Below are 14515 nucleotides of genomic sequence, written 5' to 3'. Positions count from 1 at the left end.
GGGGGGCGCGGGGGGGGGGGCCCCCGCCCACCCCCCGACCGAGCCGCGACAGCCGCCCCCGCGCGCGCCCCTCCCCCACACCACCCATCGGTGAGCCGGCGCGGCCCGCCCGCCGCCGACTGCGTCCTCGCAGCCTGACGCGGACCGCTCACAGGGAGCGGGCCGCGGTGCTCCGCATCCCCGCGCCCGTACCCGGTCGTTCGCGCTCGCTCGCGTCGTTCCGGCCGTCGGGGCGGTGGACCTTCACCCTTCCTCCCGAGCTGGAGTGTCTTCTGCCATGAACGTCTCCCGTATCGCCCTCGCCGGTGGCATCGCCGTCTCCTCCGTCGTCCTGCTCTCCGGAACCGCCTTCGCGCACGTCAGCGTGCAGCCGCAGGGCGAGGCCGCGAAGGGCGGCTACGCGACCGTCAACATCAAGGTCCCCAACGAGCGCGACAACGCCTCCACCGTCAAGGTCGAGGTCAACTTCCCCACGGACCACCCGCTCGCGTCCGTGATGCCGCAGCCGCTGCCGGGCTGGAAGGCCGAGGTCACCAAGGCCAAGCTCGCCAAGCCGCTGGAGCTGCACGGCAAGAAGATCAACGAGGCCGTCTCCAAGGTCACCTGGACCGCCGACGGTTCGAAGATCGGCCCGGGTCAGTTCCAGCAGTTCCCGCTGTCGCTCGGCCGGCTGCCGGAGGACGCCGACCAGCTCGTCCTCAAGGCCATCCAGACCTACGACAACAACGAGGTCGTCCGCTGGATCGAGGAGCCGAAGGAGGGCGCGGCCGAGCCGCAGAACCCCGCTCCCGTCCTGAAGCTCTCCGCGGCCACCGAGGACCACCACGGCGGCGGCGCCTCGAAGACGGACGACAAGGCCGGTCACGACGACAAGGCCGGGGCCGAGAAGTCCCACACCGAGGCCGCCGGCTCCCACAGCAGTGACACCACCGCCCGTGTGCTCGGTGTCATCGGCATCCTCGTGGGCGTCGCGGGTGTCGCCTTCGGTGTGCTCGCCGGCCGTCGCCGCTCGGCCTGAACCCCTTCCGCAAGAGAGAACACGATCCATGTCAGTCCAGAAGTCGACCGACCCGAAGACCGATGAGCGGGCGCGGCCGAGCCGCCGCGCTCCGCTCATCGCCGCGGCCGTCGCGGTCGTCGCCGCCCTCGTGGTGACGGCCGTCGTCGGCCTCGGCGGAGGCGACGACAAGGCGAAGGGCTCCGGCAACGGAGCGGTCGCCGAAGTCTCCGCCGACGGCAACTCCACCAAGGCGGCGACGGTCCTCGACCGGCCGTTCACCAAGCCCAACCTCGTCCTCACGGACACCAAGGGCCAGAAGTTCGACCTGCGCGAGCGGACCAAGGGCAAGCCCACGCTGATCTACTTCGGCTACACGCACTGCCCCGACGTCTGCCCGCTGACGATGAGCAACATCGCCATCGCCAGGAAGCAGCTCCCCAAGGCGGACCAGGACAAGCTCCAGGTCGTCTTCGTCACCACCGACCCCGAGCGGGACACCTCGGCCGAACTGGCCAAGTGGCTCCCGGCCGCCGGTGACGCCTCCTTCACCGGTCTCACCGGCGACTTCTCCACGATCCCGGCGGGCGCCCGCCAGATCGGCATCGGCATCGACCCGCCGAAGAAGGAGAAGAACGGCACGGTCGTCTCCATGCACGGAGCCCAGGTGATCGCGTTCTCGCCCACGACCGACCAGGGCTACGTCCTGTACGGCGAGGACACGACCGTCGACGACTACGCCAAGGACCTGCCGAAGATCATCAAGGGGGAGAACCCGTGAACCGCCGCACCACCACCCTGATCGCCGCCGTCACTCTGACCGGGAGCCTGGCGCTGACGGGGTGCTCGTCCGACAGCTCCTCCGACAAGGCGGACGGCAAGCCCGAACTGAAGGTCAGCGGCGCGTTCATGCCGCAGCCGGTGATGGACATGGCCGGCGGCTTCCTGACCATCACGAACGGCAGCGGTACGGCCGACAAGCTGACCTCCGTCACCAGCCCGATCTCGGACGACGTACAGATCCACGAGACGAAGAACCAGAAGATGCAGCAGGTGAAGTCCTTCGACATCCCTGCCAACGGTGAGCTGAAGCTCGAACGCGGCGGCAGCCACATCATGTTCATGGGGCTGAAGACGAAGCCGAAGCAGGGCGAGAAGATCAGCATCGAGCTGCACTTCGAGAAGGCCGCACCCATCAAGGTCGACCTGCCCGTCGAGGCGGCCACCCACAACCCGAAGCAGCACTGAGCTAGTTGAGGGACTGACACACAGATGAGAGCCACCGCCCCGCGCCTCGGAACCGCCCTGACCCGGCTGCTGCTCGTCACGGCCGCCCTTCTCGGCACGCTGCTCGCCGGCGCCGCCCCCGCGTCCGCGCACGCCGCGCTCACCGGCAGCGACCCCAAGGACGGGGCGGTGGTCGCCACCGCCCCCAAGGACGTCAACCTCACCTTCTCCGAGCAGGTCGCCATGAGCACCGACTCGATCCGGGTCCTCGACCCGGCGGGGAAGCGCGTGGACACCGGAGAGATCCGCGACCTGTGCAGCGGATCGATCGTCAAATACGGGGTGGGACTCCGCTCCGGCCTGCCCGAAGGCACCTACACCGTCGCCTGGCAGACCGTCTCCGCCGACAGCCACCCCATCGCGGGCGCCTTCACCTTCTCCGTCGGCGCCCCCTCCCAGACCTCCGTCGCACTACCCGACCAGCAAGCCGGCGGCGGGCTCGTCGGCACGCTGTACGGCATCGCCCGCTACCTGTCCTACGCCGGCTTCGTCGTCCTCGTCGGCGGCGGCGCCTTCGTCCTCGCCTGCTGGCCGCGCGGCGCCGGCGTGCGCCCGGTGCAGCGACTCGTGGTCAGGGGCTGGCTGACCCTCACCGCGGCCACCCTGGTCATGCTGCTGCTGCGCAATCCGTACACCGGCTCCGGCGAACTCGCCGACGCCTTCGACCTCGGCGGACTGAAGTCCGTCCTGGAGACGAAGACCGGCGCCGCGCTCATCTCCCGGCTGATGCTGCTGGGTGCGGCGGCGCTCTTCGTCGCCGTGCTGTTCGGTGCGTACACCAAGCGGACCGACGAGAAGGAGAAGAAGGACCTCACCTTCGGACTCGCGATCGGCGGCGGCGTGGTGGCCGCCGGCATCGCGGGCACCTGGGCGCTCGCCGAGCACGCCTCCACCGGCCTGCAGCCGGGCATCGCGATGCCCGTCGACATCCTGCACCTGCTGGCGGTGGCGGCCTGGCTGGGCGGCCTGACCGCGTTGCTCGTCGCGCTCTACCGGGCGCCCGACATCGAGCGCGCGGCCGTCGAGCGCTTCTCGAAGGTCGCCTTCGGTTCGGTGATCGTCCTGGCCGCGACCGGGCTCTACCAGTCGTGGCGGCAGGTCGGCTCTTGGTCGGCCCTGACCGGCACGTCGTACGGACAGCTGCTGCTGGTCAAGGTCGGGCTCGTGGCCGTGCTCGTGGGGATCGCCTGGATCTCCCGCCGCTGGACCCAGCGGCTCGGCGCGCCGGTGACGGCCGATGCCGACGAGGACGCCGCGGAGGAGATCACCGAGGCCGACGCCGAAGAGGAGACCGAGGCCGGCGAGAGCGCTGACGAATCCCCGGAGGTGGCCGCTCAGGATGAGGCCGTCGACCCCGAGCGTGCTGCCCAGCTCGCCCGGCAGCGGGCCGCCGTCGCCACCGCCCGGAAGAAGCGCGACCGCGACGCCGACCCCGAGCGCAGCGGTCTGCGCCGCTCGGTTCTGACGGAGACCGTCGTCGCCGTGGTCCTGCTCGCCGTGACCACCGTCCTCACCTCGACCGAGCCCGGTCGCACGGAGGAGGAGGCGGGGCGCTCCCAGGGCACGTCCGGCTCGACCGCCGTACCCGAGCGGCCCGTGGACATCCGCCTGCCCTTCGACACCGGGGGCGTGGACGGCAAGGGGACGGTACGGCTCAGCCTCGACCCCGGTCGCACGGGCGCCAACGCCCTCCACATCTACGTCGACCGGCCCAACGGCCGCCCGCTGGACGTCCCCGAGATCAAGGTGGCCTTCACCTTGAAGGAGAAGAACGTCGGCCCGCTGCCGGTCGCACCCGACCGGATCCAGACCGGGCACTGGAGCGCGAACGGCGTCCAGATCCCGATGGCCGGCGATTGGCAGATCCAGGTGACGGTCCGTACCTCCGACATCGACCAGACCACCATCGACAAGAACGTGAAGATCGGCTGAGCCACGTGAGCGACGACGACAAGCTTGAGATCTCCCGCCGGCGTGTGCTCGGCACGGTCGGCGCGGCGGGTGCCGCCGGCATCGTCCTCGGTGCCGGCGGTGGCGCCGGGGTGTACGCGGCGGTCGCCGACTCCGGCTCCTCGACGACCACCGACCCGAAGGCGCTGACGACGGTCGGGGCGACGCAGGCGATGTTTCACGGGAAACACCAAGCGGGGATCACCACTCCGCTTCAGTCGCGGGGCCATCTGGTCGCCTTCGACCTCGCGCCGGGTGCGGGCCGCAAGGAGGCGGCCGCGCTGCTGCGCCGCTGGTCGGCGACTGCGAAGGCGCTGATGGCGGGCAAGCCGTCGACCGACGACACGGGTATCGCGCTGGACGCGGGCCCCTCCTCGCTGACGGTCACCTTCGGCTTCGGCCACTCCTTCTTCGGCCGCACGGGACTCACCGCCCGCCGCCCGACGCAGCTCGATCCGCTGCCCGCCTTCTCCGCCGACGCGCTCGACCCGAAGAGGTCGGAGGGTGATCTGTGGGTACAGATCGGAGCGGACGACGCCCTGGTCGCCTTCCACGCACTGCGCGCACTCCAGAAGGACGCGGGCTCGGCGGCCAAGGTCCGCTGGCAGATGAACGGCTTCAACCGCTCCGCCGGTGCCACCGCCAAGCCGATGACGGCCCGGAACCTGATGGGCCAGGTCGACGGCACCGGGAACCCCAAGCCCACCGACCCCGACTTCGACCGGCGGATCTTCGTCCCGGAGACGACGGCGGGCACCTCCGGGGCCCAGGAGTGGATGGCCGGAGGCTCGTACGCCGTCGTACGCCGGATCCGGATGCTGCTCGACGACTGGGAGGGACTCTCCCTCGACAAGCAGGAGCAGGTCATCGGCCGACGGAAGTCGGACGGTGCCCCGCTCACCGGCGGGAGCGAGACGACCGAGCTCGATCTCGACAAGGTCGGACCGGACGGCAAGCCGGTCATCCCGGACAACGCCCACTCCCGGATCTCCGCCCCCGAACAGAACGGCGGAGCGGCGATGCTCCGCAGGCCCTTCTCCTTCCACGACGGCATCGGGCAGGACGGCACACCCGACGCGGGACTCCTCTTCGTCTGCTGGCAGGCCGACCCCCTGAAGGGCTTCGTGCCCGTGCAGCGCAAGCTCGACCGGGGCGACGCGCTGTCCGTGTTCATCCGGCACGAGGCGAGCGGCCTGTTCGCCGTGCCGGGCGGGGCGGCCGAGGGCGAGTACGTGGGCCAGCGGCTGCTGGAGTCCTGAGCCCGGGCGGGCAGGGGGTCGGCACGTCCCGCGCCTATTAGGGTGACCGTATGTCAGCCACCCGGTATACGTATCTCGGTCCCGAAGGCACTTTCACGGAGGCCGCGCTGCGTACGCTGCCCGAGGCCGCGACCCGGGAGCTCGTCCCGATGGTCTCCGTCCCGGCCGCGCTGGACGCCGTACGCAACGGAGAGGCCGCCGCCGCTCTCGTACCGATCGAGAACTCGGTGGAGGGCGGGGTCACCGCGACCCTGGACGAGCTGGCCTCCGGCGAGCCGCTGATGATCTACCGCGAGGTGGTCCTGCCGATCGCCTTCGCCCTGCTCGTACGGCCGGGCACCACCATGTCCGAGATCAAGACCGTCACCGGCCACCCGGTCGCCCAGCCGCAGGTGCGGAACTGGATGCGGGCGCATCTGCCCGACGCTCTCTGGGAGTCGGCCGCGTCGAACGCGGACGGCGCCCGACTCGTCCAGGAGGGCCGCTTCGACGCGGCCTTCGCCGGCGAGTTCGCCGCGGCGACCTACGGCCTGGAGGCCCTGGTCACCGAGATCCACGACGCGGAGAACGCCGAGACACGGTTCGTCCTGGTGGGCCGGCCGGCCCGGCCGTCGGCTCCGACCGGCGCGGACAAGACCTCGGTCGTGCTGTGGCTGGGCGAGGACCACCCCGGTGCCCTCCTCGAACTGCTGCAGGAGTTCGCGGTCCGCGGGGTCAACCTGATGCTGATCCAGTCCCGGCCGACGGGCGCGGGCATCGGGAACTACTGCTTCGCCGTGGACGCGGAGGGTCATATCTCCGAGCGGCGGGTGGGCGAGGCGCTGATGGGCCTCAAGCGGATCTGCCCGAAGGTGCGCTTCCTCGGGTCGTACCCGCGGGCCGGTGTCTCGCGGGAGGACGTGCGGGGGCTGCGGCGCGGGACGTCGGACGAGGAGTTCACGGCGGCCTCCGATTGGCTGGCGAGGGCCCAGGACGGTCGGGCCTGATCCGAGAGTGCCCCACCGCTCCCGTCACCGGGGGCGGTCGTCCACAGGTGTGAACCACTAGTCCTACCTGCATACTTTTCGGTTACCCACAGAAGTTATCCACAGGCATGCTTCTCGACCTGGGGACAAGTCGACAACACATGCAGACATGGTCGACAAATCACCCTAGTCACTCCACAAGCGTCCACAGTGCGCCGAGTTGGCCGGTGTCACCTCAATTCCATTGATCAACTCTTTAGAGCGAGGAATTCCCACCCGAATGAGTGTGTGGGAGAGGTTTGATCGGGGAATTCTGGGGCCCACAGAGTCGATTCGGAACGATCCCCTCCGCAATCCACAGATCTTCCGCACAGCCTGTGGATAACTATCGGGACCCGGGTTCCCCTGTGGAGAAGTCCCTTGATCCACAGGGCGGTTCGGTCAAGCCGCGCACATCGATCCGCCCCTTTTCGGGGGCTCGCGGCCGGTTTATTGACGAATAGGGCGAGCATTTCCCAATCCCGGCAATTCGGGCAAAGCGACACGCAAGGCTATATCCGGTTGAGGTGCCACGAGCCCGCACCGGTAGCCTGGTGGGGTGATTGACCTTCGCCTGCTCCGTGAGGACCCCGACCGTGTTCGCGCCTCCCAGCGCGCCCGTGGAGAGGACGTCGCGCTCGTCGACGCCCTGCTCTCCGCCGATGAGCGGCGCAGGTCGTCCGGCGTCCGCTTCGACGAGCTCCGTTCCGAGCAGAAGTCGCTCGGCAAGCTGATCCCCAAGGCCACCCCCGAGGAGCGCGCCGAGCTCCTGCAGCGGGCCGAGCAGCTCAAGGCCGACGTCAAGGCCGCCGAGGCCGAGCAGAACGAGGCCGACGAGACGGCCCGCGCGCTCCTGCTCCAGCTCGGGAACATCGTCCACGCGGACGTGCCCGTCGGCGGCGAGGAGGACTTCGTCGTCCTCGAGACGCACGGCACCATCCGCGACTTCGCGGCCGAGGGCTTCGAGCCCAAGGACCACCTGGAGCTGGGCGAGGCGCTGGGCGCCATCGACGTCGAGCGGGGCGCCAAGGTCTCCGGCTCGCGCTTCTACTACCTGACGGGCGTCGGCGCCCTGCTGGAGCTGGCCCTCGTCAACGCGGCGATCGCGCAGGCGACCGAGGCCGGGTTCATCCCGATGCTGACGCCGGCGCTGGTCCGCCCGCGCGCCATGGAGGGCACCGGCTTCCTCGGCCAGGCCGCGGAGAACGTGTACCACCTGGAAAAGGACGACTTCTACCTCGTCGGCACGTCCGAGGTGCCGCTCGCCGCGTACCACATGGACGAGATCATCGACGCGGACAAGCTCCCGCTGCGCTACGCCGGCTTCTCGCCGTGCTTCCGCCGCGAGGCCGGCACGTACGGCAAGGACACCCGGGGCATCTTCCGCGTCCACCAGTTCGACAAGGTCGAGATGTTCTCGTACGTCGCCCCGGAGGAAGCCGAGAACGAGCACAAGCGGCTCCTGGACTGGGAGAAGCAGTGGCTGACCAGCCTGGAGCTGCCCTTCCAGGTCATCGACGTGGCCACCGGCGACCTGGGCGCCTCCGCCTCCCGCAAGTTCGACTGCGAGGCGTGGATCCCGACGCAGGGCAAGTACCGCGAGCTGACCTCCGCGTCGAACTGCGACGGCTTCCAGGCGCGCCGCCTGTCCGTGCGGATGCGTGACGAGCGGAACGGCAAGAAGGTCGTGCAGCCGCTGGCGACGCTGAACGGCACGCTGTGCGCCGTGCCGCGCACGATCGTGGCGATCCTGGAGAACCACCAGCTGCCGGACGGCTCGGTCCGGGTGCCGGAGGTGCTGCGGCCCTACCTCGGTGGCCGTGAGGTCCTGGAGCCGATCTCCAAGTGAGCCCGTTCCCGTACAAGCTCGTCGCGACGGACCTCGACGGCACGCTGCTGCGCGCCGACGAGTCGGTCTCGGACCGTACGCGTGACGCCCTCGCCGCCGTGGTGGCGGCGGGGGCCGCGCACATCGTCGTCACGGGCCGCTCCGTCCCCTGGACGCGGCACATCCTCGACGACCTCGGCTACGAGGGGCTCGCGGTGTGCGGTCAGGGGGCGCAGGTCTACCACGCGGGCGAGCACCGGCTGCTGACCTCGGTCACCCTGGACCGGCAGCTGGCCGGTCTGGCGCTGTCGAAGATCGAGGCCGAGGTCGGACCGCTGGCGCTGGCCGCCAGCCGCGACGGCCTGGACGGCGAGGTGCTGGTCAGCCCCGGCTACCGGGTCCAGGAGGGTCCGCTGCCGGTCGTCCGCTTCGAGGACCCGACGGAGCTGTGGTCCGCTCCGCTCAACAAGCTCTACATCCAGCACCCGACGCTGTCGGACGACGAGCTGGCGAGTGCCGCCCGCCGGACGGTCGGCAGCCTGGTGGACGTGGTCATGGCCGGCCCCGGCATCGTGGAGATCCTCCCGCTGGGCCTGACCAAGGCCACGGGCCTGTCGCTCGCGGCGCGCCGGCTGGGCGTGAAGGCGGCGGAGACGATCGCCTTCGGCGACATGCCGAACGACATCCCGATGTTCGGCTGGGCGGCGCGCGGCGTGGCGATGGAGAACGCGCACGACGACCTGAAGGCGATCGCGGACGAGGTGACGGCCTCGAACGAGGAGGACGGCATCGCGGTGGTGCTGGAGCGTCTGCTCGCGGCGTAGGCGGCTGCCGCCCGAAAGGCCGAGCTCGCGGCGTAGGCGGCTGCCGCCCGAAAGGCCGAGCTCGCGGCATAGGCGGGCTACCGCCCGAAGGGCCGAGCTCGCGGCATAGGCGGGCCTCGCCCGAAGGGCCGAGCTCGCGGCATAGGCGGGCTTCGCCCGAAGGGCCGCTCTTCGCACGGCCCGGGGCCACCCGACGAGCGCTTGCCCGTGCCGCCGGCCCGAGGCCTCGGTGCTCGGCCCGGGTCTGGGGCATCGCCCCGCGGAGAGGGAGCACCCGCTCGCGAATGGGTCGGTCCGTCCGGGGCACGGGTTCGCCCGTTCGCGAGGAAGGTCGGTCCGTCTGCGGATCGGGTTCGCCCGAAGGGCACGTCTGTCTTCGTACGGCCCGGGGCCACGTGGCGGGTGCTTGCCCTGGTACGGCGCGCCCGAGGGCCTCGCCCTGGCTGCCGCCCGCCCAAGGGCCACGCGGAGGATGCGCGGATCGAACGCGCGCGGGGGTGACCCCGACGACGGCTTAGCAAGCCGCTGCCTTACCACTCGGCCAATCCTCCGGGTGGGCGGCCCGCGCGGAGAACCCGCGCGCTCGAAGCGGCCGCCCCGGCGGCGCTAGGGGGCGCCGCCCTGCAGGGAGCTCGACGGACTCGAACTCCGGCTCGAACTGGTGTCGGTCATCGTCGCGCTCCTCCCCGGTCTCACGGCGGGTGGCTCCCGCACAACTAGTGTGCGCGCGACGGAGGTTCGACGGCCACCGAATTACCGGGCGGGTCGACGCCCCATGTGAGCGGCCAGCATGCGAGACCGATCGCCAGCGAGATCGCGTGCCCCAGATCCGTATACGTATGGCTCGTGAAGAGCGGTACGGCGAAGACAGCCACCGCCCCCGCCAGGTAGGGCCACCGCCAGGGCCGAGGGATCCGGTACGTGAGGATGCCGATCGACGCGGCGATCCCGTAACTCACGCCGATGTCCACGACGTGCGCCATGCTGCGCGGCACCTCGTGGTCCTGGATCGCGTCCAGGACGACCTGCTGGCTGATGAGGGTCGCCGCGACGTGCGCGGTGGCGACCGTGAGGAACCATCTCAGCGTCCCGAGCCAGCGCTCGACCGGCGCGTGGAAGACCTCGAACAGCACCGCGTACGGCACGAAGTCGGAGGGGTCCTCGATCCAGAACGCGCTGCCGAGCAGGGCCTGGAGCGGGTGGTGGGACAGCTGGTGCAGATTGCTGGAGTTGCGGTGCAGGAGATAGTGCTCCAGGCCGTCCGACGAGACCGCGATGACGACGCTGGTGATCGCGATGACGAGCAGCCAGAGATGCGTACCGGGTGACGACCGCACCCACGACCGGATCGGTCGGGAGGGTTCGCCACCCGGTGCACCACCAGGGAGGGTTTCACTCGGCACGCATCAGTGCCTATCACCCTGAACTGGGAGAGTCCTTAGAAATTGATCATGTGTCCGGCAAGACCGTGGATGGCTTCCTTGACGGCCTCGCCCAGCGTCGGGTGCGCGTGGACGTTCCGCGCGACCTCGTTGACCGTCAGGTCCCACTGCTGCGCCAGCGTCAGCTCGGGCAGCAGCTCGGTGACGTCGGGGCCGATCAGGTGGGCGCCGATGATCTCGCCGTACTGCGCGTCGGCGATGATCTTCACGAAGCCGGTGGAGTCGCCGAGGCCGTGCGCCTTGCCGTTGGCCGTGAACGGGAACTTCGCGACCTTGACGTCGTATCCCTTCTCCCGCGCCTGAGCCTCCGTCCAGCCGAAGCTGGCGATCTGCGGCTGGCAGTAGGTGGCGCGCGGGATCATCGGGTAGTCGAGTTCCATGGTCTCGGCGTTCCCGATGGTCTCGGCGGCGACGACACCCATGGACTCGGCGGTGTGCGCGAGCATCAGCTTCGCGGTCACGTCGCCGATGGCGTAGATGTGCGGCACGTTGGTGCGGCAGCGGCCGTCGACGTCGATCGCGCCGCGCTCGGTCAGCGCCACGCCGGTGGTCTCCAGGCCGTAGCCGGAGACGTTCGGGGCGAAGCCGATGGCCTGGAGGACCTTGTCGGCCTCCAGGACCTTCTGCGCGCCGTCCTTGCCGGTGACGGTGACGCGGACCTGCGGGCCGGACTCGTCGATGGCCTCGACGCGGGTCGAGGTCAGGACGTCGATGCCGAGCTTGCGGTACTGCTTCGCCAGCTCCTTGGAGACGTCGGCGTCCTCCAGCGGCGCGATCCGGTCCAGGAACTCGACGATCGTGACCTTCACGCCGTAGTTGTGGAGCACGTACGCGAACTCGATGCCGATCGCACCGGCGCCGGCGATGATGATCGACTGCGGCACGTCCTCGGCGAGGATCTGCTCCTCGAACGTCACCACGCGCTCGCTGCGGGCCGTGCCGGGCAGCAGCCGCGGGGTGGCACCGGTGGCGATGATGCAGTTGTCGAAGGTGATCGTCTGCGTGGTGCCGTCGGACTTGGCGACCTGCATCGTGTTCGCGTCGACGAAGGTGCCCCGGCCGTCGAACTCCGTGATGCCGTTCTTCTTCATCAGGAAGTGGACGCCCTTGACCCGGCCGTCCGCGACCGTGCGGCTGCGGCTGAACGCCTCGCCGTAGTCGAAGGAGACCGTGCCGTCGACCTTGATGCCGAAGGTCTTCGCCTCGTGGTTGAAGATGTGGGCGAGCTCCGCGTTGCGCAGGAGCGCCTTGGTGGGGATGCAGCCGACGTTCAGGCAGACACCGCCCCAGTACTTCTCTTCGACGACCGCGACCCGCTTGCCCAGCTGGGCGGCGCGGATGGCGGCGACGTAGCCGCCGGGGCCAGCTCCGAGTACGACGACGTCGAAGCGGTCTGACATGACTGACTCCCGAAGGTGGTGAGGGTGTTCGGTCCGCGTACGGGCCCACAGTAGTCCGGCGCCTGCCCCACGGGTCAGTTGTAGGATGACTGGGCAACCGGGCGAATATATCGTGTGGAGTGGTGATGGGGCTGAAGGCGGCGGGGCGGACCTCGTTGGTGGACTCCGTGGTGGAGCAGCTGCGCGACCAGCTCGCGCAGGGCGAGTGGGGGGTCGGGGACCGCATTCCGACCGAGCACGCGCTCGCCGAGCAGCTGGGCGTCGGGCGCAACACGGTCCGCGAGGCGGTGCGGGTTCTGGTCCACGCGGGCCTCCTGGAGTCCCGCCAGGGCAACGGCACCTTTGTCAGGTCGACCGCCGATCCGGCCGCCGTCCTGCGCGGAGTGCGCCATGCGGGTGCGCGGGACGTGATGGAGCTGCGGATGGCCCTGGAGGCGGAGGCGGCGCGCCTCGCGGCGGTACGGCGGGACACCCACGACCTGCTGCGGCTGCGGGCGGCGCTGGCGACCCTCCGCGAGGAGGGCGACCGTGCCGCGGACGCGGACATGGCGTTCCACCTGGCCGTCGTCGAGGCCACGCACAACGCGGCCTTCGCCGAGGTGTACCGCTTCTTCTCCACGCAGGTGCACGAGGTGCTGGTGGAGGCGCTCGGCGACCGGGAGATGCCGCCGGTCGACATCGACGCGCACGAGGCCCTGGTCGCGGCGATCGAGACGGGGGACGCGGAGGCGGCGGAGGCGGGGGCGCGGGAGCTGCTGCGGGTGCCGATGGAGACGATCACGGCGCTGACGGGCGAGGCGGGGACGGGGGAGGCGCCCACGGGTCGTGCGGAGGTGCATGAGGCGCGCACGGGTCGTGCGGGTGAGGTGCATGAGGCGCGCACGGGTCGTGCGGGTGAGGTGCATGAGGCGCGCACGGGTCGTGCGGGTGAGGTGCATGAGGCGCGCACGGGTCGTGCGGGTGAGGTGCATGAGGCGCGCACGGGTGAGGCGTCGTGAGGACCGAGTCCCGGCCGCCGGTTCTCGACGCGGGGGCCGATGCCCTTCCCCCGGCCCAAGGGGCGGTGGGGCGGCGCGCGTTGCTCGCCCATCCGGTCCTGCTGCTGGTCGGGATCGTGCTGGCCTCGCTCAACATGCGCGCGGCGCTCGCCGGCGTGTCCCCGCTGGTGGGCGAGATCGCGGCGTCCTTCGGCCTGTCGTCGACGGCCAGTTCGCTGGTGACGTCCGTACCGGTGCTCTTCCTCGGCGTCGGCGCGCTGGTGGCGCCCTGGCTCGGTCGGCGTTTCGGTGCGGAACGGATGCTGCTCGCGGCGCTGGTCCTGCTCGGCGCCGGCATCCTGGTGCGCGTCCTGCCGTCGGTGTACGCGCTGTACGGCGGCGGTGTCCTGGTCGGCACGGCGATCGCCCTGCTCAACGTGGAGATGCCGGGTCTGATCAAGCGGGACTTCCCCGACCGGGCCGCGTCGATGACCTCGCTCTACACGGGCGCGATGATCGCGGGCGCCACGGTGGCCGCGGCGGCTTCGGTGCCGCTGGAGCAGGCCCTCGGCGGCGGCTGGGAAGGGTCCCTGGCCTTCTGGTCGCTGCTCGCGGCGCTCGCCGCGCTCGCCTGGCTGCCGCAGGTCCTGATCGCCAGGGGACGTACGGGGCATGAGGTACGGGTCGTCCCCGCGGCGCCCGCCAGGAGCGTCTGGCGCTCGGCGCTGGCGTGGCAGGTCACGCTCTTCATGGGGCTGCAGTCGCTCTGGTCGTACGTCCTGATCGCCTGGATGCCGACGATCCTCACGGACCACGGGATGAGCCGCTCGACGGCCGGCGTGGTCTTCGCCTTCAACAACCTGATCCAGGTGGCGGGGGCGTTCGCGGTGCCGCTGCTCGCGGGCCGGATGCGGAGCCAGCGCCGGCTGGTCGTCCTCGTCACGACGCTGGTCGCCGCCGGTTACGCGGGGCTGATGGTCGCCCCCGTACAGGGCGCCTGGCTGTGGTCCGCGCTGCTCGGTGTCGGGCAGGGCGGTGCGGTGGGGCTCGCCCTCACCCTCATCGTGCTGCGGACGGGCGACCCGGCCACCGCCTCCCGGCTCTCCGGTATGGCCCAGACCGTCGGCTATCTGCTCGCCGCGGCCGGGCCGTTGGCCGCCGGCGCCGTCCACCAGGCGACCGGCTCCTGGACGGTGCCGATCGCGCTGGTCCTGTGCGTCTGCGCGGTGGCCCTGGGGGTCGGACTGCCGGCGGCCAGGAACGCCAAGGTCTGAGCCTCGGCAGGCCCCTGGGCCGCTGTCGCACGGGTTCTCAGGGCCCGGCTGGGTGCCTGAGGACGGGGATCCCGGCTCGGCCGGGCTGCCTGAGGACGGGATCCAGGGTGCTTGAGGACCCCGGGCCGGGACCGTCTGGCCCCCAGGAACCCGGGCCGGGACCGTCTGGCCCGTAGAACGCGGGGCCGGGCCACCCGTCTGGTACCGGCCCCCCGGTAGACAGGGTCACACCGCGAAAAAACACCCCCCAGCGTAACCGGGCGCCACATATGG

The 14515-nt window shown here is 70.8% G+C and carries 11 protein-coding genes, 1 tRNA gene and 1 pseudogene; 10 read left to right on the top strand and 3 right to left on the bottom strand.

Features of this window, described 5'->3' with window-relative positions; all coding sequences use genetic code 11:
- The first annotated feature begins 277 nt into the window (after positions 1-277).
- The 8 genes from ACFVZW_RS10125 to ACFVZW_RS10090 all read left to right on the top strand — a co-directional run bounded on the left by ACFVZW_RS10125 (position 278) and on the right by ACFVZW_RS10090 (position 9149).
- Positions 278-1018, top strand: coding sequence for a YcnI family protein (locus ACFVZW_RS10125; RefSeq protein ID WP_384519300.1), 741 nt, complete (start codon positions 278-280; stop codon positions 1016-1018).
- Between the two features lie 28 nt (positions 1019-1046).
- Positions 1047-1778 (top strand): SCO family protein, encoded by a 732-nt coding sequence (locus ACFVZW_RS10120; RefSeq protein WP_384519298.1) that lies wholly within the window; start codon positions 1047-1049, stop codon positions 1776-1778.
- On the top strand, positions 1775-2245 hold the full coding sequence (locus ACFVZW_RS10115) for a copper chaperone PCu(A)C (RefSeq protein ID WP_384519297.1): 471 nt from the start codon (positions 1775-1777) through the stop codon (positions 2243-2245). The genes ACFVZW_RS10120 and ACFVZW_RS10115 overlap by 4 nt, the downstream gene beginning before the upstream one ends.
- A gap of 24 nt (positions 2246-2269) precedes the next feature.
- On the top strand, positions 2270-4216 hold the full coding sequence (locus ACFVZW_RS10110) for a copper resistance protein CopC (protein ID WP_384519295.1): 1947 nt from the start codon (positions 2270-2272) through the stop codon (positions 4214-4216).
- Positions 4217-4221: 5 nt separating this feature from the next.
- Entirely contained in the window at positions 4222-5493 is a 1272-nt protein-coding gene (gene efeB / locus ACFVZW_RS10105; RefSeq protein ID WP_384519293.1) for an iron uptake transporter deferrochelatase/peroxidase subunit, read from the top strand.
- A gap of 50 nt (positions 5494-5543) precedes the next feature.
- Positions 5544-6479: a prephenate dehydratase gene (gene pheA / locus ACFVZW_RS10100; RefSeq protein ID WP_376438466.1), complete on the top strand. Its 936-nt coding sequence runs from the start codon at positions 5544-5546 to the stop codon at positions 6477-6479.
- A 577-nt stretch (positions 6480-7056) separates the two neighbouring features.
- Positions 7057-8346, top strand: coding sequence for a serine--tRNA ligase (gene serS / locus ACFVZW_RS10095; protein ID WP_384519291.1), 1290 nt, complete (start codon positions 7057-7059; stop codon positions 8344-8346).
- The gene (locus ACFVZW_RS10090) at positions 8343-9149 is read left to right on the top strand and encodes an HAD family hydrolase (RefSeq protein ID WP_384519289.1); all 807 of its coding nucleotides are present in this window, start codon (positions 8343-8345) and stop codon (positions 9147-9149) included. The genes serS and ACFVZW_RS10090 overlap by 4 nt, the downstream gene beginning before the upstream one ends.
- 466 nt (positions 9150-9615) lie before the next feature.
- Here ACFVZW_RS10090 and ACFVZW_RS10085 read toward each other — a convergent pair.
- The 3 genes from ACFVZW_RS10085 to lpdA form a co-directional block, all read right to left on the bottom strand.
- A tRNA-Ser gene (locus tag ACFVZW_RS10085) sits at positions 9616-9700 on the bottom strand.
- Positions 9701-9865: 165 nt separating this feature from the next.
- On the bottom strand, positions 9866-10552 hold the full coding sequence (locus ACFVZW_RS10080; protein ID WP_384519287.1) for a rhomboid-like protein: 687 nt from the start codon (positions 10550-10552) through the stop codon (positions 9866-9868).
- 35 nt (positions 10553-10587) lie between these two features.
- On the bottom strand, positions 10588-11991 hold the full coding sequence (gene lpdA / locus ACFVZW_RS10075) for a dihydrolipoyl dehydrogenase (protein ID WP_384519285.1): 1404 nt from the start codon (positions 11989-11991) through the stop codon (positions 10588-10590).
- A 125-nt stretch (positions 11992-12116) separates the two neighbouring features.
- On the opposite strand from lpdA, the pseudogene ACFVZW_RS10070 reads away from it, so the two are divergent.
- Positions 12117-12782: pseudogene (locus tag ACFVZW_RS10070) on the top strand (FadR/GntR family transcriptional regulator); the annotation flags it as partial.
- A gap of 203 nt (positions 12783-12985) precedes the next feature.
- Complete coding sequence (locus ACFVZW_RS10065) at positions 12986-14242, top strand: CynX/NimT family MFS transporter (RefSeq protein WP_384519283.1); 1257 nt, start codon at positions 12986-12988, stop codon at positions 14240-14242.
- The last annotated feature ends 273 nt before the right edge of the window (positions 14243-14515 follow it).

This window comes from Streptomyces sp. NPDC059567 (assembly GCF_042735655.1).
Taxonomy (GTDB): domain Bacteria; phylum Actinomycetota; class Actinomycetes; order Streptomycetales; family Streptomycetaceae; genus Streptomyces.
Note: the sequence above shows the minus strand (reverse complement) of the source record. Positions and strands in the feature narration are given on the sequence as shown.

Coding starts and splice junctions, on each gene's coding strand:
- ACFVZW_RS10120 (WP_384519298.1), top strand. CDS start 1,047: ATGTCAGTCCAGAAGTCGACCGACCCGAAGACCGATGAGCGGGCGCGG.
- lpdA (WP_384519285.1), bottom strand. CDS start 11,991: ATGTCAGACCGCTTCGACGTCGTCGTACTCGGAGCTGGCCCCGGCGGC.
- ACFVZW_RS10110 (WP_384519295.1), top strand. CDS start 2,270: ATGAGAGCCACCGCCCCGCGCCTCGGAACCGCCCTGACCCGGCTGCTG.
- pheA (WP_376438466.1), top strand. CDS start 5,544: ATGTCAGCCACCCGGTATACGTATCTCGGTCCCGAAGGCACTTTCACG.
- ACFVZW_RS10125 (WP_384519300.1), top strand. CDS start 278: ATGAACGTCTCCCGTATCGCCCTCGCCGGTGGCATCGCCGTCTCCTCC.